The organism is Candidatus Dormiibacterota bacterium, assembly GCA_036495095.1.
Classification (GTDB): Bacteria; Chloroflexota; Dormibacteria; order Aeolococcales; family Aeolococcaceae; genus CF-96.
This window is the reverse complement of record DASXNK010000037.1, coordinates 26030-44855: the sequence shown is the minus strand read 5'-3', so window position 1 is coordinate 44855 and position 18826 is coordinate 26030. Positions and strand designations below refer to the sequence as shown.

At 76.9% G+C, this 18826-nt stretch carries 17 protein-coding genes; 9 read left to right on the top strand and 8 right to left on the bottom strand.

Annotated elements, in window-relative coordinates:
- Positions 1 to 93 precede the first annotated feature (93 nt).
- From VGL20_04260 to VGL20_04245, 4 genes are read left to right on the top strand one after another with little or no spacing between them, the layout of a single operon-like run.
- Entirely contained in the window at positions 94 to 1599 is a 1506-nt protein-coding gene (locus VGL20_04260; protein ID HEY2702883.1) for a glycosyltransferase, read from the top strand.
- A 49-nt stretch (positions 1600 to 1648) separates the two neighbouring features.
- Positions 1649 to 2917, top strand: a complete 1269-nt coding sequence (locus VGL20_04255; protein ID HEY2702882.1) for an ABC transporter substrate-binding protein — start codon at positions 1649 to 1651, stop codon at positions 2915 to 2917.
- Positions 2914 to 3495 carry a CPBP family glutamic-type intramembrane protease gene (locus VGL20_04250; GenBank protein HEY2702881.1) on the top strand — a complete coding sequence of 194 codons (582 nt, stop codon included), beginning with the start codon at positions 2914 to 2916 and terminating at the stop codon, positions 3493 to 3495. The genes VGL20_04255 and VGL20_04250 overlap by 4 nt, the downstream gene beginning before the upstream one ends.
- Positions 3483 to 4214 (top strand): hypothetical protein, encoded by a 732-nt coding sequence (locus VGL20_04245; GenBank protein ID HEY2702880.1) that lies wholly within the window; start codon positions 3483 to 3485, stop codon positions 4212 to 4214. The genes VGL20_04250 and VGL20_04245 overlap by 13 nt, the downstream gene beginning before the upstream one ends.
- Before the next feature lie 12 nt (positions 4215 to 4226).
- Here the strand turns inward: VGL20_04245 and sppA are convergent, their stop codons facing one another.
- Complete coding sequence (gene sppA, locus VGL20_04240; GenBank protein HEY2702879.1) at positions 4227 to 5060, bottom strand: signal peptide peptidase SppA; 834 nt, start codon at positions 5058 to 5060, stop codon at positions 4227 to 4229.
- A 108-nt stretch (positions 5061 to 5168) separates the two neighbouring features.
- Here sppA and VGL20_04235 point away from each other — a divergent pair, with 108 nt between their 5' ends.
- The gene (locus VGL20_04235) at positions 5169 to 5492 is read left to right on the top strand and encodes a hypothetical protein (GenBank protein HEY2702878.1); all 324 of its coding nucleotides are present in this window, start codon (positions 5169 to 5171) and stop codon (positions 5490 to 5492) included.
- A 65-nt stretch (positions 5493 to 5557) separates the two neighbouring features.
- Here the strand turns inward: VGL20_04235 and VGL20_04230 are convergent, their stop codons facing one another.
- Positions 5558 to 6346: a CHRD domain-containing protein gene (locus VGL20_04230; protein ID HEY2702877.1), complete on the bottom strand. Its 789-nt coding sequence runs from the start codon at positions 6344 to 6346 to the stop codon at positions 5558 to 5560.
- Positions 6347 to 6522: 176 nt separating this feature from the next.
- Between VGL20_04230 and VGL20_04225 the strand changes: the two genes are divergently transcribed.
- Positions 6523 to 6987: a hypothetical protein gene (locus tag VGL20_04225; protein HEY2702876.1), complete on the top strand. Its 465-nt coding sequence runs from the start codon at positions 6523 to 6525 to the stop codon at positions 6985 to 6987.
- 18 nt (positions 6988 to 7005) lie between these two features.
- Here VGL20_04225 and VGL20_04220 read toward each other — a convergent pair whose 3' ends face one another.
- On the bottom strand, positions 7006 to 8091 hold the full coding sequence (locus VGL20_04220) for an S-(hydroxymethyl)mycothiol dehydrogenase (protein HEY2702875.1): 1086 nt from the start codon (positions 8089 to 8091) through the stop codon (positions 7006 to 7008).
- The gene (locus VGL20_04215) at positions 8081 to 8701 is read right to left on the bottom strand and encodes an adenylate kinase (GenBank protein ID HEY2702874.1); all 621 of its coding nucleotides are present in this window, start codon (positions 8699 to 8701) and stop codon (positions 8081 to 8083) included. The genes VGL20_04220 and VGL20_04215 overlap by 11 nt, the downstream gene beginning before the upstream one ends.
- A 121-nt stretch (positions 8702 to 8822) precedes the next feature.
- On the opposite strand from VGL20_04215, the gene VGL20_04210 reads away from it, so the two are divergent.
- Complete coding sequence (locus tag VGL20_04210) at positions 8823 to 10064, top strand: ABC transporter substrate-binding protein (protein ID HEY2702873.1); 1242 nt, start codon at positions 8823 to 8825, stop codon at positions 10062 to 10064.
- A 67-nt stretch (positions 10065 to 10131) separates the two neighbouring features.
- Positions 10132 to 10662, top strand: coding sequence for a hypothetical protein (locus VGL20_04205; GenBank protein ID HEY2702872.1), 531 nt, complete (start codon positions 10132 to 10134; stop codon positions 10660 to 10662).
- Here VGL20_04205 and VGL20_04200 read toward each other — a convergent pair.
- Genes VGL20_04200 through VGL20_04190 form a run of 3 tightly spaced genes read right to left on the bottom strand, consistent with a single transcriptional unit; the run spans position 10610 to position 13733 of the window.
- On the bottom strand, positions 10610 to 11278 hold the full coding sequence (locus VGL20_04200; protein HEY2702871.1) for an ATP-binding cassette domain-containing protein: 669 nt from the start codon (positions 11276 to 11278) through the stop codon (positions 10610 to 10612). The two genes, VGL20_04205 and VGL20_04200, sit on opposite strands and share 53 nt — an antisense overlap.
- Positions 11275 to 12921, bottom strand: a complete 1647-nt coding sequence (locus VGL20_04195) for an ATP-binding cassette domain-containing protein (protein HEY2702870.1) — start codon at positions 12919 to 12921, stop codon at positions 11275 to 11277. The genes VGL20_04200 and VGL20_04195 overlap by 4 nt, the downstream gene beginning before the upstream one ends.
- Positions 12909 to 13733: a hypothetical protein gene (locus VGL20_04190; protein HEY2702869.1), complete on the bottom strand. Its 825-nt coding sequence runs from the start codon at positions 13731 to 13733 to the stop codon at positions 12909 to 12911. Before VGL20_04190 ends, VGL20_04195 begins: the two co-directional genes overlap by 13 nt.
- Positions 13734 to 13813: 80 nt before the next feature.
- On the opposite strand from VGL20_04190, the gene VGL20_04185 reads away from it, so the two are divergent.
- Positions 13814 to 14893 carry an ion channel gene (locus VGL20_04185; GenBank protein ID HEY2702868.1) on the top strand — a complete coding sequence of 360 codons (1080 nt, stop codon included), beginning with the start codon at positions 13814 to 13816 and terminating at the stop codon, positions 14891 to 14893.
- 51 nt (positions 14894 to 14944) lie between these two features.
- On the opposite strand, the gene dnaE is transcribed toward VGL20_04185, so the two are convergent.
- On the bottom strand, positions 14945 to 18613 hold the full coding sequence (gene dnaE / locus VGL20_04180) for a DNA polymerase III subunit alpha (GenBank protein HEY2702867.1): 3669 nt from the start codon (positions 18611 to 18613) through the stop codon (positions 14945 to 14947).
- Positions 18614 to 18826 lie beyond the last annotated feature (213 nt).

The window sequence follows — 18826 nt, the reverse complement described above, 5'->3', positions numbered from 1 at the left end:
TATAGGTGACCCTCCAACCCGATGCGTCACGGAACGGTGTCGAGTGCCGGGCCTGCCGGGATCGCGGCCGCCGGGCGCCGTATGCTGCCGGCCATGCCCACGACGCCGCTGCTCAGCGTGGTCATCCCCACCCGCAACGAGGCGGCCAACCTCCCCGTCCTGGTCGAGCGGTTGCGCTCCGCGCTCGAGGGCATCGCCGCCGAGCTGTGCTTCGTCGACGACAGCGACGACGGCACCCCGGCGCAGCTCGAGGCCCTCGCCGGCGGCTCCGGCGGGTCGGTCCGCTGCCTGCTGCGCCAGGGCGCCGAGCGCTCCGGCGGCCTGAGCACCGCGGTCGTCGCCGGCCTCCGCCTCGCCACCGGCAGCTTCGTCTGCGTCATGGACGCGGATCTCCAGCATCCCCCGGAGGTCATCCCCGCGATGCTCGAGGCGGCCACCGCCGGGGCCGACCTGGTGGTCGCCAGCCGCTACGTCGAGGGCGGGTCGCGGGGAGGCCTCGACGGCGCCACCCGGCGGCTGGTCAGCCGCGGGGCCACCGCGGTGGCGCGCAGCCTCTTCACCGAGGCGCGGCGCAGCACCGACCCGCTCTCCGGGTTCTTCCTCTGCCGCCGCGCCCTCGCCGACGGCATCGAGTTCCGGCCGGTGGGCTTCAAGATCCTGCTCGAGCTGCTGGTGCTGCTGCCCCGCGAGGTGCGGGTGGTGGACGTGCCCCTGCGGTTCATGCCCCGGGAGCGGGGCACCAGCAAGGCCAGCGCCCGCCAGGGCCTCCTCTACCTCCGCCACCTCCGCTCGCTCTTCCTCGACGTCAAGGGGTCGGCACGGCGCTGGAAGTTCGGCCTGGTGGGGATCAGCGGGCTGCTCGTCTTCCTGCCGCTGCTCGCCCTCCTCAGCGGCCCGGTGGGTGTGCATCCGCTGCTCGCGGTGGTGCCCGCCTACGCGGTGGCGCTGGCCTGGAACACCACCTTCAACCGCCTCTGGACCTACTCCGACCGGCGCCGCCGCGCCGGCGGCGAGGGCCTCGCCTCCTACCTGCGCGGCGCGGCGCTGTCCGGGGCGCTGATGTACTCGAGCTACGCGATCCTGGTCGAGACCGGCCGGCCGGCGGACGCCGCCGGGGCCGTGGCGGCGCTGGTGGCGATGGCGGCGAACGCGGCCCTGAACCTCCGGGTGGTGCAGCGCCGCCCGTCGGCGTGGACCGACGTCGCCGTGAACCGCGGCGTCCAGGCCGCCCTCGCCGAGCTCGCCGCGGCGGTGAGCGCCGACCGCGCCTACCTCCTCCCCGCCGGCCCCCATGCCGGCGGCGGGGCCGTGCCCGGCGCCCTGCTCGCCCGGGTGGTGGCCGGGCAGCGCCCCGCGCTCTGGACCGAGTCCGCCTCCCACCGGCCCCAGCGGCGCACCAACATCGAGATGAGCTCCACCCTGCTGCTCCCGGTGGTGCGCGACGGCGAGGTGCTGGCCGTGGTGGTGTGCGAGCGCCGGGCGACCAGCGGCTTCGACGACCAGGCGCTCGAGACCGCCACCCGGGCGGTGGACGGCCTGGTCACCGCCCTCGCGGGCATCGACGGCCCGCTGCCGGTCGCCGCTCCCCCCGGGCGCTGACCTGCCATCATCCCCGCCGCCTCTCCCCCACTCCAGGAGGTCTCCGCCGATGCGCGCACGTCTGCGATCCGCCGCCGCCGCCACCGTGGCCGTGGTGCTGCTGCCGCTGCTGCTCGGCGCCTGCGGGAGCGGCGCCGACCCGCTGCGCATCGGCGCCGTCTTCCCGATGACCGGTCCGCAGTCGGGTGGATACGCGCGCGAGGAGCTCACCGGCGTCGAGATCGCCCGAGACCTGGTCAACGCCGACGGCGGCGTCGCCGGGCGGCAGATCCAGCTCGACCTCCGCGACCTGCCCGGCCGCGACGTCGGCCCGGAGCGGGCCGAGGAGCTGCGCCGCGACGGCGTGCCGGTGGTGCTGGGCGCCTACAGCTCCGACCTCTCGATGCCGGTGAGCTACGCCACCTCGAGCGCGGGGATGGTGTACTGGGAGGCGGGCGCGGTGGCCGACCGGCTCACCGGTCGCGGGCTCGACCGGGTCTTCCGGGTCGGCGCCACCGGCTCCAACCTCGGCGACAACTCCGGGCGCTTCGCGGCCACCCAGCTGGCGCCGATGATCGGCCGGCCCGCCGGGTCGCTCCGGGTCTCGCTGGTGGTCGCCGACGACGACTACGCCCACTCGGTCGCCGACGCCGCCGCCGCCACGGTGCGGGCGGCGGGGATGCAGGTGGTCAGCACCGGCACCTACTTCCCCGGGGCGCCGCACTTCGAGCCGGTGATCGCCGCGCTCAGGGCCGCCCACCCCGACATCCTCATCCTCGCCTCCCACATCCCCGACGGGGTCGCCTTCCGCAAGGCGATGCTGGCCGCGGATGTCCGGGTCGCCGCCTTCATCGGCTCGACCATGGCCCAGTGCCTTCCCGACTTCGGCGAGCTGCTCGGCCCCGCCGCGGTCGGCGTGTTCGCCTCCGACCGCCCCGGCGGCGGCTTCGACCCGGCGACGCTCCGGCCGGAGGGGCGGGCGCTGTACGCCCGCCTGGCCGCGGCGTGGACGAAGCGGCTCGGCGGGGCGCCCACCGAGGAGGGGCTGAGCGGGTTCACCGCCGCCTGGGCGCTCTTCCACGACGTCCTCCCGCGGGCGGCGCGGAGCGGCGGGCTCGACGCCGCCCACATCGCCGCCGCGGCGCGCGCCTCCGACCTGCCCGAGGGCTCGCTGCCCAACGGGGCGGGGCTGCGCTTCTCCACCGATTCCGACCGGCTCGGCCAGAACCTCCGCGCCGCCGCGGTGATCTGGCAGTGGCAGGCGGTGCGCCACAGCGTCGTGGTCTGGCCGGCGGTGTACGCCACCGGCCGGGCCGAGCTGGTGCCGCCGGCGCAGTGATCAGCGCCCGCTCGCTCCCCGAGGGGCCCGCCCGCAGCCTCCTGCTGCTCGGCGGCCTGGCCGCGGCCATGACCCTCCGCGTCGCCGCGGGGCTGGGAACCACCCAGGCCGGGGCGCTCTTCGCGGTGCTGCTGCTGGCCACCGCCGCGGCGGCGGGATGGCGGCCGGCGTGGCCCCGTCCCCGTGCCCTCGCCGCCGGCGTGGCCGGGGCGGCGGTGCTCTGCGCGGCCCCGGTGCTGCTCCACGTCGCCGGCCGCACCCTGGTGCTGGGACCGGCGCCGATCGGCATGCTCCCCACCTGGGCTGCGGTCACCGTGCTCATCTCCGTCGCCGAGGAGGCGCTGCTCCGCGGCGTGCTCATCGACGCGGTCGCGCCCTGGGCGGGCGAGCTCGCCGCCGTCGCCGTCGCCGCCGTCGCCTTCGCGCTCCTCCACGTCCCCCTGTACGGCTGGCAGGCGGTGCCCCTCGACCTCGCCGTCGGGGTCTGGCTCGGCGGCCTGCGGCTGGCCACCGGGGGGATCGCCGCCCCCGCCACCGCCCACGCCCTCGCCGACATGGTCGCCTGGTGGCTGCGATGACCGGGCGACGGCGGGCGGCCGCGACCCTGGCCGCCGGCGCGACCCTGCTCGCCCTGGCGTGGAGCGTGGGCCCGCGCTCGGCGCCGCCCCTCTACGACGGCGGTCCGATCGTCGCCGAGCCCTACCGCTACCTCCACCCGCCGGCGGGACTCACCAACACCAAGGCGCCGGGGACCATCGACGCCACCCTCAAGCTCGAGGCGGGGCAGAGCCCGGCGATGGCCGACACCACCGAGGAACAGCCCGCGCAGGCGCAGCTGCTCGCCGCCCAGGGGGCGTTCGCCGTGCCTCCCGGCGCCACCGGGGTGCGGGTCACCATCGCCCCGGTCGACCCCCCGGCGGTCGCCCCCACCGGAGGCGTCATCGCCGGCAACGTCTACCGCTTCGCGGTCACCGGCGTCCCCGGGGGCGCCCCGCTGCCGCTCAAGGCCGGCCAGCAGGTCACGGTGGTGCTCCGGGGCCCCTCGGGCGTGGCCAACCCCACCCTCGAGGTCTGGGACGGCACCGCCTGGAACCGCGCCGACACCACCCCGCTCGGCAGCAGCTCACCGGACAGCTACGCCGCCAACCTCACCACCCTCGGCGACGTGGCCCTGGTGGCGCCGGCCGGCGCCCCGGCCGCGACCAGCAGCGGTGGAGCTGGGCTGATCGTCGCCGCCGTGGTGGTCGCGGTGGTGCTGGTGTCGGCGGCCACGGTGCTGGTGCTCCGCCGCCGGTAGGGACGACGCCTCCTACAGCCGTGGAGAGGCGAGCCAGCCCTCGAGCTCGGTGATCCACCGCAGGCTCGGCGGCCCCATCCCCGCGCCGGGCACGCCCAGCCTCTGGAGCACCGGGCGGCGCCGCTCCAGGCGCTGCGTCCTCCGGTGGGGCAGACCGCCGAGCCGCTGCGCCTCGTCCAGCGCCTCCTCCTCGTCGGCGGTGGCGTCGACGAGGCCGAGGTCGAGGGCCTGCTCGCCGAGCCACACCTCGCCGGTGGTGACCCGCGCCAGCCGCTCGCCGTCGAGCTGGCGGGCGGTGCTCACCGCCGCGGTGAAGCGGCGGAAGATGGCGTCGACCAGCTCCTGCTCCTTGGCCCGGTCCTCGTCGGTGGGCTGGCGCCAGGGCGCCCCCAGGTCCTTGAACGGCCCGGTCTTGGTGATCAGCATCTGGGCGCCGATGCGCTTGAGGGTGTCGACGAGGATGGGGCGGGCGTTGATCACCCCGATGGAGCCGACCACAGCGCCCGGGAAGGAGAGGATGCGGGTGGCGCCGCAGGCGAGGAAGTAGGCACCGGAGGCGCCGGTGCCGCGGAACCACGCCACCACCGGCTTGCGCTCGGCGAGGCGGCGCACCGAGACGTAGAGTTGCTCGGAGGCGATCGCCCCGCCCCCCGGCGAGTCGATGTCGAGGAGCACGCTGCGGATGCGCTCGCTGTCGGCCGCCTTGTGCAGCAGGCGCTGCATCTCCTGGGTGCGGACCGCCCCGCCGATCACCCCGCGGACGGGGATGACGCCGATGCGGCGGCGGTCGGCCACGGCCGCCAGCCGGTCGGGGACGAGCTGGGTGATCGCGGCGGGCGCTGTCATGTCCGGGGGATGGTACGGGCCCGGGGCCCCGGCCGCGCGGGCGGCCGTCACCGCACTGTGAGGACCCCGTCCGCCGACCCGCAACCGGGCGGGGCGTACGCTGGCCGGGTGAGGTTTCGAACCTGCCGTGGCTGCGGCTGTCCGTGGAATCGCGCCGGCAACCTGGTCTGCGCCGACTGCCACCGGGTGCTCGCCCTCGCCCGCCCTCCGCGACCCGCGCGCCGGATGGTCGCCACCGTCCCGGCGGTGGCGCTGGGACCGGCCAGCCTCCTCGTCCCCTTCGGCCCCCGCGCCGGCGAGCCCGTCTCCTCGACCCGCCTCGCCCTCGCCGAGGGTGACGACCGCGCCCCCGCCCTGAGGCTCTGCCTCGCCCTGATCATGTTCGCCGCCGCCCTCCTCGTGGTCCTGTCGCTCCTGCACCTGCACCCGTAGCCGGCCGCGGCTGAGGATCGCCGCAGTCACCGCCGGCGCCCATCCTGGCGGCACCGCGGCCTGGGTCAGCCGCGGGTGACGTCGCCACAGCTGAGCGGGGCGGCGCCGTCCCCGGTCATGTCCGGGCCGCGGTGGATGTTCACGTACCAGCGGCCGAGCCGGTCCACGCCGCTCAGGGTGGCGTGGAGCACGGCGCGGCCCCTGGCGTCGGCCTGGACGCTGGGCAGGGTGAGGACCATCGGCCCCTGCGCCGCGCAGCTGCCGTCGTGGATGTTGGCGGGGTGCCAGGAGCCGGGCACCAGGCCCTGGACCACCAGCCGGACGTTGAGGGTGTGCGCCGCGATGTCGACGGCGAGCGCGGCGGTGCCGGCGGGGCCGGCCTGGGGGGTGGCGCCGGGGACGAGGCGGACCATCCCGGTCTGCCCGGACAGGTCGCCGCAGAAGAGCGGGGCCGAGGCCGCCCCGGTGGCCGCCTCCAGGGGGATGAACTCCAGCGCCGCGGTGGTGGGCACCGCCTCGACCCCCGGCACCCGAGCGATCGCGTCGACCACCCCGTGGGCGTCGGCGGCGGTGGGGCCGAGGGTGTCGAGGACGTCGCCGGCGGGCCCGCCGCAGCCGCCCCGGCGGATCCGCGCCGCGAGCTCCTCGCCGGCCATCACGCCGGTGACGTGGACGGCGAGGGTGAGGGTTCGCGCCCCCGGGTCGTACTCCACGTCCGCGGTGCCGTCGGGAACGTTGATCAGCTGCGCCGAGGCCCGCTGGGTGGCCGCGCCCCCGGAGGGAGGGCTGCCGCAGCCGGCGGCGGCGGCGAGAAGAAGCGCGGCGGCGACGGCGAACGGTCTCCCCCAGAGCACCCTGCGTTCCCTCCTCGTGCGGTGAAGCCGCGGATTGTAGGCGGTCGCCGGGGGGCCCGCCACGGTTCGGCGCCGGCTGAATCCACCGCGATCGCGGCCGCGGGAGCCATCGGGACTCTCGTACACTTGTTCGTGCGCTGCCGGGCGGCAGCCGCACGGTGACAACGGAGGTCGCGATGAGCCGCGTCTATCTGGCCGCTCGCTACGGCCGGCGTGAGGAGCTGCTGGCCCGCGCCGGCGAGCTCACCGCCGACGGGCACACCGTCACCAGCCGCTGGCTGCTCGGCGACCAGCAGTGGGACGCCGCCACCCTCGCCGCCGCGACCGCCCTCGAGGAGCGCCGCGAGACCCCCCCGGAGGCGGCCCGCTTCGCCGTCGACGACTGGGCCGACCTGCGCGCCGCCGACGTGTTGATCCTGTTCACCGAGCCGCCGGGGTCGACCGCGGGCACCCGCGGCGGCCGCCACGTCGAGTTCGGCATGGCCTATGCGCTGGGCAAGCACTGCCTGGTGGTCGGCGGCCGCGAGAACGTGTTCCACCTGCTCCCGGGGGTCGAGCACCACCCCACCTGGGAGCGCGCCCGGCGGCGGCTGCGCTGGGAGCGCACCCCCGCCGGGCTGGCCGGGACCACCGGCGGCTGAGAGGGCTCCCCAGCCCCCCTACAGCACCACCACGGAGCGGAGCACCTCGCCCCGTCCCATCTTGGCGAAGGCGTCCTCCACCCCCTCGAGCGGGATCGTCTCGGTCACGAAGCGGTCGAGGTCGAGCTGCCCGCGCAGGTAGAGGTCGGTGAGGATGGGGAAGTCGCGGCTGGGCAGGCAGTCGCCGTACCAGGACGACTTCACCGCACCGCCGCGGCCGAACACCTCGATCAGCGGCAGCTCGAGGCGCATCGCCGGGTCGGGCACGCCCACCATCACCACGGTGCCGGCGTGGTCGCGGCTGTAGAAGGCCTGCGTGAAGGTCTGGGGCGAGCCCACCGCGTCGATGGCGACGTCGACGCCGTGACCCTCGGTGAGGGCGCGGATCGCCTCCACCGGGTCCTGGGTGCGGGCGTTGACGGTGTCGGTGGCGCCGAAGTCGCGGGCCCACCCGAGCTTGCGGTCGTCGACGTCGACGGCGACGATCCGCCGCGCCCCGGCGAGCCGTGAGGCGGCGATCGCGGCGTCACCCACGCCCCCGCAGCCGAAGACGGCCACGGTGTCGCCCCGGGTCACCCCGCCGGTGTTCACCGCGGCGCCGAAGCCGGCCATGATCCCGCAGCCCACCAGGCCGGCGGCCTCGGGACGCGCCCTCGGGTCGACCTTCACCGCCTGCCCGGCGTCGACCAGGCAGAGCTCGGCGAAGGCGCCGATGCCGATCGCCGCCTTCAGCGGGGTGCCGTCGGTGAGGGTCACCGGCTGGGCGGCGTTGCGGCTGGAGAAGCAGTACCAGGGACGGCCGCGCCGGCAGGACCGGCAGCTGCCGCAGGGCGAGCGCCAGGCGACGATCACGTAGTCGCCGGGAGCCACCCCGGTGACCCCCTCGCCCACCGCCTCCACCGTCCCCGCGGCCTCGTGGCCGAGGAGGAAGGGGAAGGCGTCCTCGATGGCGCCCTCGCGGTAGTGCAGGTCGGTGTGGCAGACGCCGCAGGCCTGCGGCCGCACCAGCACCTCCCCGGGGCCCGGGTCGGGCACCAGGATGGTCTCCACCGTCACCGGCGCGCCCTTCGACCGGGCGACCACGCCACGCACCTCATGCGCCATCGGCCACCCTCCGCATCGCCTCGCGGTCGCCGGCCCGGCCGAGCGCGCCGGCGACCTCCTCGCTCACCCGCCCTCGCACCTCGTCGATGCTGCCGACGCCGTCGACGGTGGCCACCCGGGCACCGCTCCTCCGGTAGTGGTCCAGCACCGGCGCGGTCTTCCGCTGGTACTCGTGCATGCGCTCGCGGATCACCTCGGCGGTGTCGTCGACGCGGCCCTGCTCCCGGGCGCGGCCGAGCAGGCGCTCGACCAGGTCGTCGACGGGGACGTCGAGGGACAGGATCAGCCCCACGTCCCTTCCCTTGCTCTTGAGCATGGTGTCGAGCGCCCGGGCCTGGGCGACCGTCCGGGGGAAGCCGTCGAGGATCACACCCTTGCGGACGTCGTCGTGCCCCAGCCGCTCGGCGATCACCCGGACGATCAGATCGTCGGGGACCAGCTTGCCCGCCGCCATCAGCGGAGCGACCTCGCGGCCCAGCGGGCTCCCGGTGGCCGCCTCGGCACGCAGCATGTCGCCGGTGGACACGTGGGCCATGTCGAAGTCGCGGGTGATGAAGGCCGCCTGGGTTCCCTTGCCGCTGCCGGGCGGTCCGAAGAGCACGGCGATCAACCGAAGAACTCCCCCATGGTGGCCGGCGGTGCCGCCCCGAGCGCCCAGTATGCCGCTCGTATGATTGGCGTTGTCCAGTTCTGTCAGTGAGCTGCCGCATCCTCAGGAAGGCCACCCCCCGATGAACCTCCGTTTCCCGGCCGCGGTCTCGGCCCTGCTCCTCGGCCTCGGAGGGCTCGCCGGATGCGGCGGCGGTGGGGCCGTACCGCCGGCCTCGCTGCTGGTGGCGCTGAACCTGCCGTCGTCCTCCGACGCCGCCACCGCCGAGTACATGCGCCAGGGCGCCGACCTGGCGATGAAGGAGCTGAACCGCGGCGGCGGCGTTCACGTCGGGGGAGGCGCGCACCCGCTGCGGCTGCGCATCTACGACGGCGCCTCCGACCCCCAGCGGGCGGCCGCGAACACCCGCTCCGCGATCGCCGCGGGCGCGGTCGGGGTGGTCGAGGACGGCGCCGGCGCGCCCCTCAGCGCCGCCGCCGGCCGGGCCGCCGGAGTGCCGGAGATCGTCATCGCCGAGGGCGCCTCCGAGCTGATGAAGGGCCGTCCCAGCCTCTTCCGCCTGGGCATCGCCAACGACGCCGCGGCCACCGTGCTCGGCGGGTACGTCGCCCGGAGGGCGGCGAGCGTGGCCATCGTCCACGACGACGGCGAGGATGGCCGCGACGGCGCCCGCCGCCTCGAGGAGGCGCTGGCCACCGCCCAGGTGCGGGTGACCGCCAGCCGCGAGGTGGCGGCGGCGCTGCCCACCGTGGACGCCGAGATCCGCGGCCTGCTCGACGGCCATCCCGCCGCGGTGGCGATCTGGGCCTCCCCGGCGGTGACCGCACGGGCCCTGCAGGCGCTCCACGCCGCCGGCGCCTCGCTCCCCGTCTTCAGCGGGCCCGCCGGCGAGAACCCGTCGGTGCGCAGGGTCGCCGGGTCCGCCACCGAGGGCCTCGCCTTCGTCGCCTCGCGGATGACCAGCGAGAGCGACAGCGTCTCCTTCGGGCAGTTCGAGCACCGCCTCGCCGCCGCCGAGGGCGGGCCCATCGACGCCGGCGTCCGGGACGGCCGGGGCCGGGAGCTGCGCCAGCCCGCCGACGGCGCGCTCTTCGCGTACGACGCGGTGCGGGTGCTCGCCGCGGCGATCGAGAGGAGCGGGTCGGCGCGGCCCGGACCGGGGCTGCTCGCCGCCATGACCGCCGCCGCTGTGACCAGCGGCAACGGCGACCACCGCGGCTTCAACCCCGACAACCACGAGGGCGTCGCCGACGACGACCTCTACATCGCCGCCATCCACGACATGACCTTCGCGCCGGTCAGGGACGAGCCGCTCTCGGCGACGCTGCCGGCGCCGGACGAGCTCCTCGCCGACTTCCATTAGAGGGCGGCGGGCGCTGCTGGGCGCCGCGGCCGCCGGCCTGCTCGCGGGCTGCCAGGAGGCGAGCATCGTGCGGGTCACGCCGGCGCCCAGCCCCTCGGCGGCGGCCACCCTGCCGCCCTTCGGCTACAACCACCGCTACGGCAACAACCCGGTCGCCGCCGCCGACGGCTTCCGCCTCGAGCGCCAGCTGATCGCCCGCGGCGAGTACTGGGAGGTGGCCGTCTCCACCGAGCCGGCGGCCGCGGGACTGGTCGACCATCCCGGTCCCGCCGCCGTCGCCGCGGCCCGGGCGGAGGCGCGCCAGGCGACGATGGTCATCGCGACCGAGATCCCGTCCGCGATCCGGGCGCTGCTCGCCGGCGGCCACGCCGGGCAGCAGGCGTACTGCGCCGGCCTCCTCGACCAGCTCCGTGGGCTCGGCTACTCCGGGCTGGAGTCGGCGCGGATCGAGGTGTACTTCACCGAGCGCGACCACCACGCCGAGCTCACCTGGACGCCGGCGGCCACCACCTACACCGTGCTCGACAACGACCTCGGCGGCGACCTCAGCGGTCTGCCGGGAGGGACGACGCCGTTCCCGGGGCCGGCCGCTCCCTGACCCGTCCTGCGGCGATCTCCAGGGAGGGCGGCGCGGGGAGCTCGGCGCCGGGCTGGTCGAGCCAGAGCACCGCGGCGCCGCGGGCCGCCTCGGCGCGGGCGAGGGCGCGCACCGCCTCGGCGAGCTCGGCGGCGAGACCGTCGGTGGGAGCGTCGAGCACGAGCACGGCGGGGACGGCCAGCCAGGCGCAGGCGACGCGGAGCAGCTGGTGCTCGCCCCCGGAGAGTCGAGCCACCGGCAGCGCGGCGCGGGCGGCGAGGGCGGGCTGCGCGTCGAGGGCGGCGGCGGCGGTGCGGGCTCCGGTGGCGGCGAGACCCAGCGCCTCGGCGACGCTGCAGCCGGCCAGCCGCGGACGTCCCTGCACCACCGCGGCGAGCCCGGCGCGGCGGCGCCGCGAGGGGCTGCCGGCGCAGACTCGGCCGCCGGCGCGCACCTCGCCCGCCGAGGGCAGCTGACCGGCGAGCGCCGCGGCGAGCACGGTCTTGCCGGCGCCGCCGGGGGCGACCAGCACCGCGCAGTCGCCGGCGCCGATCCGCAGGCCGGGCACCTCGAGCAGCAGCACCCCGTCGCGGACGGCGCGCAGGCCCACCACCTCGAGTCCGCCGGGCGCGTTCACGGGGTCACCGGGATGGTCGCGGCGACACCGCCGGAGAGGCGGACCCGGCGGCCGGCGAGGGCGGCGACGGCGGCCTGGTCGTGGTCGGCGAGGACGACCGCCACCCCGGCGGCGGCGGCGGCCCGCAGGCAGGCGATCACCACCTCGCGGTCAGCGCCGAGGCCGGCGAGGGGCTCGTCGCAGAGCAGCACCGCGGGGCGGAGGAGCAGCACCCGGGCGAGCTCGACGAGCCGCCGCGCGCTCGCGGGCAGCTCCGCGCAGGGGCGGTCGCCCCAGCCGTCGAGCCCGAGGCGGCGGCGCCAGGCGCCGGGGTCGCCGCCACCGCCGCCGGCGGCGGCGGCGAGCGTCAGGGTCTCGGTCACGGTGCAGGCCGGCCAGCCGCCGCCCTCCTGGGGAAGCCGCACCACCCGACCCGGTCCCGACCCGGCGGCGGGCTCCACCCGCACCTCGGGCGCGCCCCGCCGGGCCGCGGCCTCGATGGCGCGGAGGGTGCTGCTCTTGCCGGCGCCGTTGGCCCCGACCAGCCCCAGCACCTCGCCGGCGGCGACCTCGAGGTCGAGGGACGGCAGCAGCACCGGCCCGCCCCCGGCAGCGGTGACCCGCAGCCCGCGCACCACCAGCGCGCGCGGCCCCCCGGCCGGCGCCGTGACCGGCCAGGGCGCGGCGGCGGCGAGCGCGGCGGCGGCCGGGGGTGGTGGCAGGGCCTGCCGGGCGCGGCGGCTTCGGCGCGGCAGGGTGACCAGCAGGGCGAGGGCGAGCAGGCCGGTACCCAGCGCCCTCCCCTCCGGCGGACCCGACCAGCCGGCGGCGGGGAGCAGGGCTCCGCCGAGCACGCCGGCGCCGACCGCGGCGAGTGCCGCCGCCGCCGGCCCCCAGCGCCCCGCCAGCAGGGCGGCGAGGAGCGGCAGCGCGGCGGCGTCGACGCCGAGGCCGGCGGGCCCGGCCGCCCCGGTGGCGTGGGCGGCGAGGGCGCCGCCCAGGGCGGCGAGCCCGCCGGCGACGGCGAGCGCCGACGCCTGCGCCACCGCCGGGCGCAGCGACGCCGCGGCAGCGCGCTCGGGGTCGCTGCCCACCGCCCGCCAGCGCGGTCCCGGTCCGCGGCCGAGCAGCACCGCGGCCGCGACCACGCTGAGCGCCGCGACCCCGAGGACGAGGTGGTAGCCACCGGCCGGCCCGAGCACGGCGAGCCGGTCGCCGGGGAGGGGGAGCGACAGCGGCGGCAGCGGGCCGAGGGCGCCCGCGCTCAGCCCCGGCGCCGCCCCCACCGCCGCCGCCCCGCCGGCGGCGGCGAGCAGCCCGAGGACGAGGAAGCCGGCGGCGTCGAGCCGGGTGCCGGCGAGCCCGAGCAGGGCGGCGGCGAGCGCGCCCGCGGCGGTGGCGGCGAGCACGGCGAGCGGCACCGCCCCGCCGTGGATGGCGATCAGCCCGGAGACGTACCCCGCACCCGCGGCCGCCGCGGCGAGGAGCAGCGGGGGGCGCCCCGCCGCCAGCGCGATCGCGGCGCCGGCCGCGGCGCCGGCCATGGCGACGGCGGCGGTGACGTCGGCGAGCACCGGCACCGAGACCAGCGCCGGCAGCGGCGCCGCGGCGGCGGCGGCGGCGACGGTGAGCGCGGCGGCTCGGCGTCCCCTCACCGGCGCCACCGCAGCGCCACCACCAGCACCGCGACCGCGTCGGTGACCGGCTCGCCGGCGCCGCCGAGGGCGTAGCCGGCGACCACCTCGACGCCGCCGATGAGCAGCGCCCCGGCGCCCACCGAGAGCGGCGACGACAGGCCCCCGGCGGCGGCCGCCGCCACCGCCCGCAGCGCCAGCGGCACCCCTGCCGCGGGGGCGGGGGCGACCCGCGCCGACGCCACCACCGCCCCCAGGGCGGCGAGCGCGCCGGCGGCGGCGAAGGCGGCGAGGCGCAGCCGGGAGGTGTCGACGCCGAGGTCCTCGGCGGCCGCCGGCGCGGCGGCGGTCACCCGCAGCGCGGCCCCGAACCGGGTGCGCCGGATCACCGCGGCGGCCCCGGCGGCGACGATTGCGACCACCGCGATGGCGGTCAGGTCGGAGGCGCGCAGCACCCCGTCCCCCAGCCGCCACACCTGCGACGGCGCCGGGAAGGGGTAGGCGGCGCGGGGGAAGAGCGCGGCCATCCCCTGGCGCAGCAGCGCCCCGGCCGCCACCAGCCCGGCGGCGGCGAGCAGCGGCCGGCCCGGGATGCGCGCCACCACCCCGCGTTCCAGGGCCGCGCTGGCGAGGGCGCCGAGGACGAGCGCGAGGAGCACCGCCACCGCCACCGGCGCCCCCCGGCCGGCGAGCGCGGCGCCGGCCACCGCCCCCACCATGGCGACGTCGCCGGCCGCGAGGTGGAGCACCCCCGACCCCGCGTGAGCGGCGTACACGGCGAGCCCGAGGGTGGCGTACACCGCCGCCGCCGCCAGCGAGTCGAGGACCAGCTGCAGAACCACGCCAGCACTCACGGGCCGGAAGCATGCCGCCCCGCCGTCCCGGCCGGTGCAGGAGCGGTGCGTCGTGCGAGCATCCGACCGTGAGCTGGACCGACATCATCCAGGTGGTGGGTGGCGCGCTGATCACCGTCCTCACCCTCTACGACCTCTTCGACGCCGTCGTCCTCCCCCGGCCGTCGGTGGGGCGCCTCAGTCCGAGCCTCGCCCTGCTGCGCGGGATGTGGACGGTGTGGCGGTGGCTGGGCACCCGGTTCTCCCAGTCGAACCGCCGCGAGGCGGTCCTGGCGGTGTACGCGCCGCTCGCCGTGCTGGTGCTCCTGGGGGTGCGGATGTGCGTCCTCGTGGTGGGCTTCGCGCTCGTGTTCAACGGCCTCGCCCACCAGTTCAGGCCGCCGCCCCAGGACCTCGGCATCAGCCTCTACTTCTCCACCGCGTCGCTGCTCTCCCTGGGCGTCACCGACATCGAGCCCACCGGCGGGGTGGTCCGCACCCTGGTGGCCCTCGAGGCCGCCTTCGGCCTGGGCCTGATCGCGGTGGTGATCAGCTTCCTCTTCTCGCTGTTCACCTCCTTCCAGCGACGCGAGACCGCGGTGGTCAGCCTCGATGCCCTCGCCGGCGCCCCGCCATCGGGGGCGCAGATCCTCGAGGCGTGTGCCCAGTACCGCATGCCCCAGGAGCTGGAGAGGACCCTCGTCGAGTGGCGGGTGTGGAGCGCCGACGTGCTCGAGAGCCACCTCGCCTACCCGGTGCTCCTCTACTTCCGCTCCAGCCACGACAACGAGGCCTGGATCAACTCATTCGGCGCGGTGATGGACGCGGCGGTGCTGGTGCTCACCACCCTCGAGGACTGCCCGATCGGTCCGGCGCACCTGATGGTGAAGGTCGGCGGCCACCTCGTCGAGGACATGGCCTACCGCCGCAACGACCACGGCGATGGCCTCCCCTGGCTGGAGCGCGAGGACTACGACGAGGCCCGCCGCCGGCTGCGCGCGGTGGGCTACCGGGTGCGCGACGGCGACGCTCCGTGGGAGGAGTTCATCCGCCACCGCAGCGTGTACGCCTCGCCGCTGATCCGGCTGGCGCGGCTGCTCGCCGTGCCCCCCGCCCCATGGATCGGCGACCGCTCCTACCTCCCCCACGCCGGCCGCCCAGCGCGGTAGAGCTCAGGGTCGGCGCCCAGCGCTTCCCTGACGACCGACCCGAACCTCCGGCTAGTGGAAGTCGTGGGCGGGGGGAGCCTCCCAGCCGGCGACGGGACGGGTGTGGCCGTGCTGGGACCGCGGTGCGGCGGGGTGGGCGCCACCGCCGAGGGCGGCGACGCGGCCATCGATGAGCCGTCCCTCGGAGTCGAGGGCGCGGACCTGCTCGACGATCAGGTTGAGCCGGCCCGACTGCGACTGCAGCCGCCCGTCGACCAGCAGCAGGGGATGGAAGTTGGCGACGCTGCGGGTGCGCCGCACCACCGGCGGCCGGAGGATGAGGTCGAGGTGGCCGCCCTCGTCGGCCAGGGTGAAGAAGCGGAACCCCTTCGCGGTCATCGGCGCCTGGCGGGCGATCACCAGGCCGCCGACCCGCAGCCGGGTGCCGTCGGCGAGCCCGGCGACCTCGCCGAGCGGGGTGCAGCCGAGGGCGCGCAGCGGCTCGCGCAGGTGGGCCACCAGGTGCGGGCCGGTGCTCAGCTCGCTGATGCGGTACTGCGCGGCGGTGCTCTCGCGCTCGTCCATCGGCGGCAGCGGCGGTGCGGTGGCGGGAGCGATCAGCAGCGGCGGCGGCGGCGGCTCGGGCGGCGCGGTGCGCACGGCGTCGCCGGGTCGCTGCCCGGCGATCGCGCCGCGACCCCGTGGAGGACCGGTGATGGCGATGGGACCGGGGCCTGGGGCGGCCGCCGACCGCGGCCGCCGCGAGACCCCGTCCTCGGCGGCGCGCAGCTCCCAGAGCAGGGCACGCCGCGGCCGGCCGGGCATGACCCCGTCGAAGGCGCCGACCATGACCAGGTTCTCCATCGCCGGGCGGGGCAGGCCGGTGCGCCGCCAGAACTCCGCCACCGAGCCGGCGCCGGCCACCGCGGCCTCCTCGCAGCGGGCCCGCGCCTCGGGACCGAGGGCGCGGACGTAGGCGAAGCCGAGCCGCACCGCCCAGTCCGACAGCCCGCCGCCACCGCTGCGGGGCCGGCGGCGGCTGGCCACGGCGGCGCGCTCACCGGCGGTGGGCGGTCGCGACGCCGGGTCGCGGCGCACCGCACCCTCCTCCACGCGCCATCCCGGCGCCAGCCCGGCGGCCACCGCGCCGGCCGGCGGGGCGCCCTCCCCGACCCACTCCAGGGTGCAGCGCGCCCGGCTGCGGCCCACGTCGACGGGCAGGGTGCAGGTGCCATGCCGCTTGCCGTCCTCGACCAGCACCGAGGGGTGGTAGAAGCCCATCGGCTGGGCGTTGAGCAGCGAGCAGAGCCAGGCGGCGGGATGGTGGAGGCGCAGCCAGCCGGTCTCGTAGGCGGTGCGCGCGAAGGCGGCGGCGTGGCTCTTGCAGAAGCCGTAGACGGCGAATCCCGCCACCGCCTTGAAGATCTCCCCGGTGACCTCGGCAGGGATACCCCGGGCCACGCAGCGGGTGATGAACTCGTCGTGGAGCTCGGCCATCTCCACCCGCGAGCGGTGGCGGTTCATCGCCCGGCGGAAGCGGTCGGCCTCGCCGGCGCTGTAGCCGGCCACCTCCATGACGATCCGCAGGATCTGCTCCTGGTAGAGCACCACCCCGTGGGTTTCGGCCAGGATCGGCTCCAACGACGGATCCAGGTAGGTGACCGGCTCCAGTCCCTGGCGGCGGCGCAGGTAGGGGTTGACGGCGTTGCCCTGGATGGGGCCGGGCCGGATGATCGCCACCTGCACGATGAGGTCGTTGAACACCCGCGGCTGGGACTGGTGGAGCGACTGCTGCTGGGCGCGCGACTCGATCTGGAAGAGGCCGATGGTGTCGGCGGCGCAGATCACGTCGTAGACGCGCGGGTCGTCGAGGGGCAGCGCGTCGAGGTCGGGGCGCTCGCCGGTGACGGCCTCGACATGGTCGAGACACTCCTTGATGGCGCTCAGGGTACGCAGCCCGAGCAGGTCCATCTTGATGAGGCCGAGGTCCTCGACGTCGTCCTTGTTGAACTGCACCACCACCCGCCCGGGCATGGTGGCCCGCTCCACCGGGGCGACGTCGATCAGCGGCGCCCCGGTGACGAGCATGCCGCCGACGTGGATGCCGAGGTGCCGGGGGCACCCCTCGATGCGCTGCAGCAGGTCGAGGAAGTGCGTCCAGGGCAGCGATTCGGTGATCTCCCCGGGGTCGAGGCCGGCGGCGGCGACGACGTCGCCGACGCTGCCCATGTGCCAGGCGCCCACCGACTTGGCGAGGCGGTCGATCACCGGCTCGGGGACGTCGAGCGCCGCCCCCACCTGGCGCACCGCCATCCGCGGCCGGAAGGTGACGATGTTGGCGACCATGCCGGTGCGCTCGGCGCCGTAGCGGTCGTAGACGTACTGGATCACCTCCTCGCGGTGCTCGGTGGAGAAGTCGATGTCGATGTCGGGCGTGCCCTGGTGGTCCTCGTGGAGGAAGCGCTCGAAGAGCAGGTCGTGCTCCACCGGGTCGACCCGGGTGATGCCCAGCAGGTAGGCGACGATGCTGTCGGCGGCGCTCCCCCGCCCCTGTCCGGGGATGCCGCGCTCGCGGGCGAACCGCATGATGTCCCAGGTGATGAGGAAGAACTCGGCGAGCCCGGTGGTCTCGATCACCCCGAGCTCACGCCGCAGCCGCGCCCGCACCGGCTCGGTCACGGGGCGGTAGCGGCCGGGGAGCGCCTCCTCGCAGAGCCGGCGCAGCGCCGAGAGTGGGGTCTCGCCCTCGGGCACCGCGAAGCCGGGGAAGCGCACGTCGCTGAAGTCGAGCGCGACGCTGCACTGCGCGGCGACATGGGCGGCATGGTCGAAGGCCTCGGGATGCTCGCCGAGCAGGGCGCGCATCTCCACCTCGGACTTGACCCGATGCTCGGCGTTGGGCAGCAGCAGGCCGTGGGCGGCGGCGCGGTCGAGGGTGGTGCGATGGCGGATGGCGGTGAGCAGGTCGAGCAGCGGCTTGTCCGCCGCGGCGGCGTGGACGGGGGTGTTCGAGACCACCGCCGCCAGCCCGCAGCGCCGTGCCAGCGCCGCCGTCTCCGCCACCAGCCAGCCGTCGGCGGGATGGAGGTGGTGGGTGAGCAGCAGCACCACGCGGTCGCGACCGAAGGCCTCGCGCAGCCGGTCGGCGGCGTGCCCTGCTCCGCGGCGGTCGCCGCGGAGCAGGGCGGCGGTGATCTCCGACTCCGGGCCCCCGGCGAGCACGGTGCAGCCGTCGAGCTCCGCGGGGTCGAGCACCGCGGGCGGACCGGTGGCGGGACGGCGGGTGGAGGGCAGCGACGGCCAGCCCTCGGGGAAGGGCCCGGCGGTGGTGCGCAGCGCCGCCGGGCGCTCCGGGGGCGGCGGCTGCCGGGGAGCGGGGGCGGGCCCGGGCTCGGGGTTCGCGAGACCGGCGATGCGCAGCCGGGGCTGGCCCTTCTCGCCGGCGAGCTGGGCGGCGCTCACCGCCCGGCAGAGCTGGCGGTAGCCCCGCGAGCTGCGGGCGATGAGGCGCAGCCGGCTGCCGCCGGCGAGGTCGAGCTCGACCCCGATCACGGGGTGGATGCCGGCCGCGCGGGCGGCGTGGACGAGGGCGACCGCGCCGTAGAGGCCGTTGCGGTCGCAGATCCCGAGCGCCCCGAGCCCGGCGGCGGCAGCGGCGGCGACCAGCTCGCGGGGCGACGAGGAGCCGTCGAGGAAGGAGTAGTGGGAGCGGGCGGCGAGCTCGGCGAAGCCGGTTGACATCACCACTTTTCCGTGTATACTCCGTACCAGTCGTTTTGCTGTCGAACAGAGCGCAGCGAGGAGGAGGCGGAGTGAGGCCCCGGCCGGACACCCCCATCCACACCCCCTTCCCCTGCACCCCCCATCCCGTCCGCCGTCGGCCCGAGGGGCTGGACCGCCGCTCCACGAGCACTCCCGCCAGCACGCGACCGGCCGTGTCCCGGCCGCCGAACC

Coding starts and splice junctions, on each gene's coding strand:
- VGL20_04260 (HEY2702883.1), top strand. CDS start 94: ATGCCCACGACGCCGCTGCTCAGCGTGGTCATCCCCACCCGCAACGAG.
- VGL20_04255 (HEY2702882.1), top strand. CDS start 1,649: ATGCGCGCACGTCTGCGATCCGCCGCCGCCGCCACCGTGGCCGTGGTG.
- sppA (HEY2702879.1), bottom strand. CDS start 5,060: ATGACAGCGCCCGCCGCGATCACCCAGCTCGTCCCCGACCGGCTGGCG.
- VGL20_04225 (HEY2702876.1), top strand. CDS start 6,523: ATGAGCCGCGTCTATCTGGCCGCTCGCTACGGCCGGCGTGAGGAGCTG.
- VGL20_04220 (HEY2702875.1), bottom strand. CDS start 8,091: ATGGCGCATGAGGTGCGTGGCGTGGTCGCCCGGTCGAAGGGCGCGCCG.
- VGL20_04210 (HEY2702873.1), top strand. CDS start 8,823: ATGAACCTCCGTTTCCCGGCCGCGGTCTCGGCCCTGCTCCTCGGCCTC.
- dnaE (HEY2702867.1), bottom strand. CDS start 18,613: ATGTCAACCGGCTTCGCCGAGCTCGCCGCCCGCTCCCACTACTCCTTC.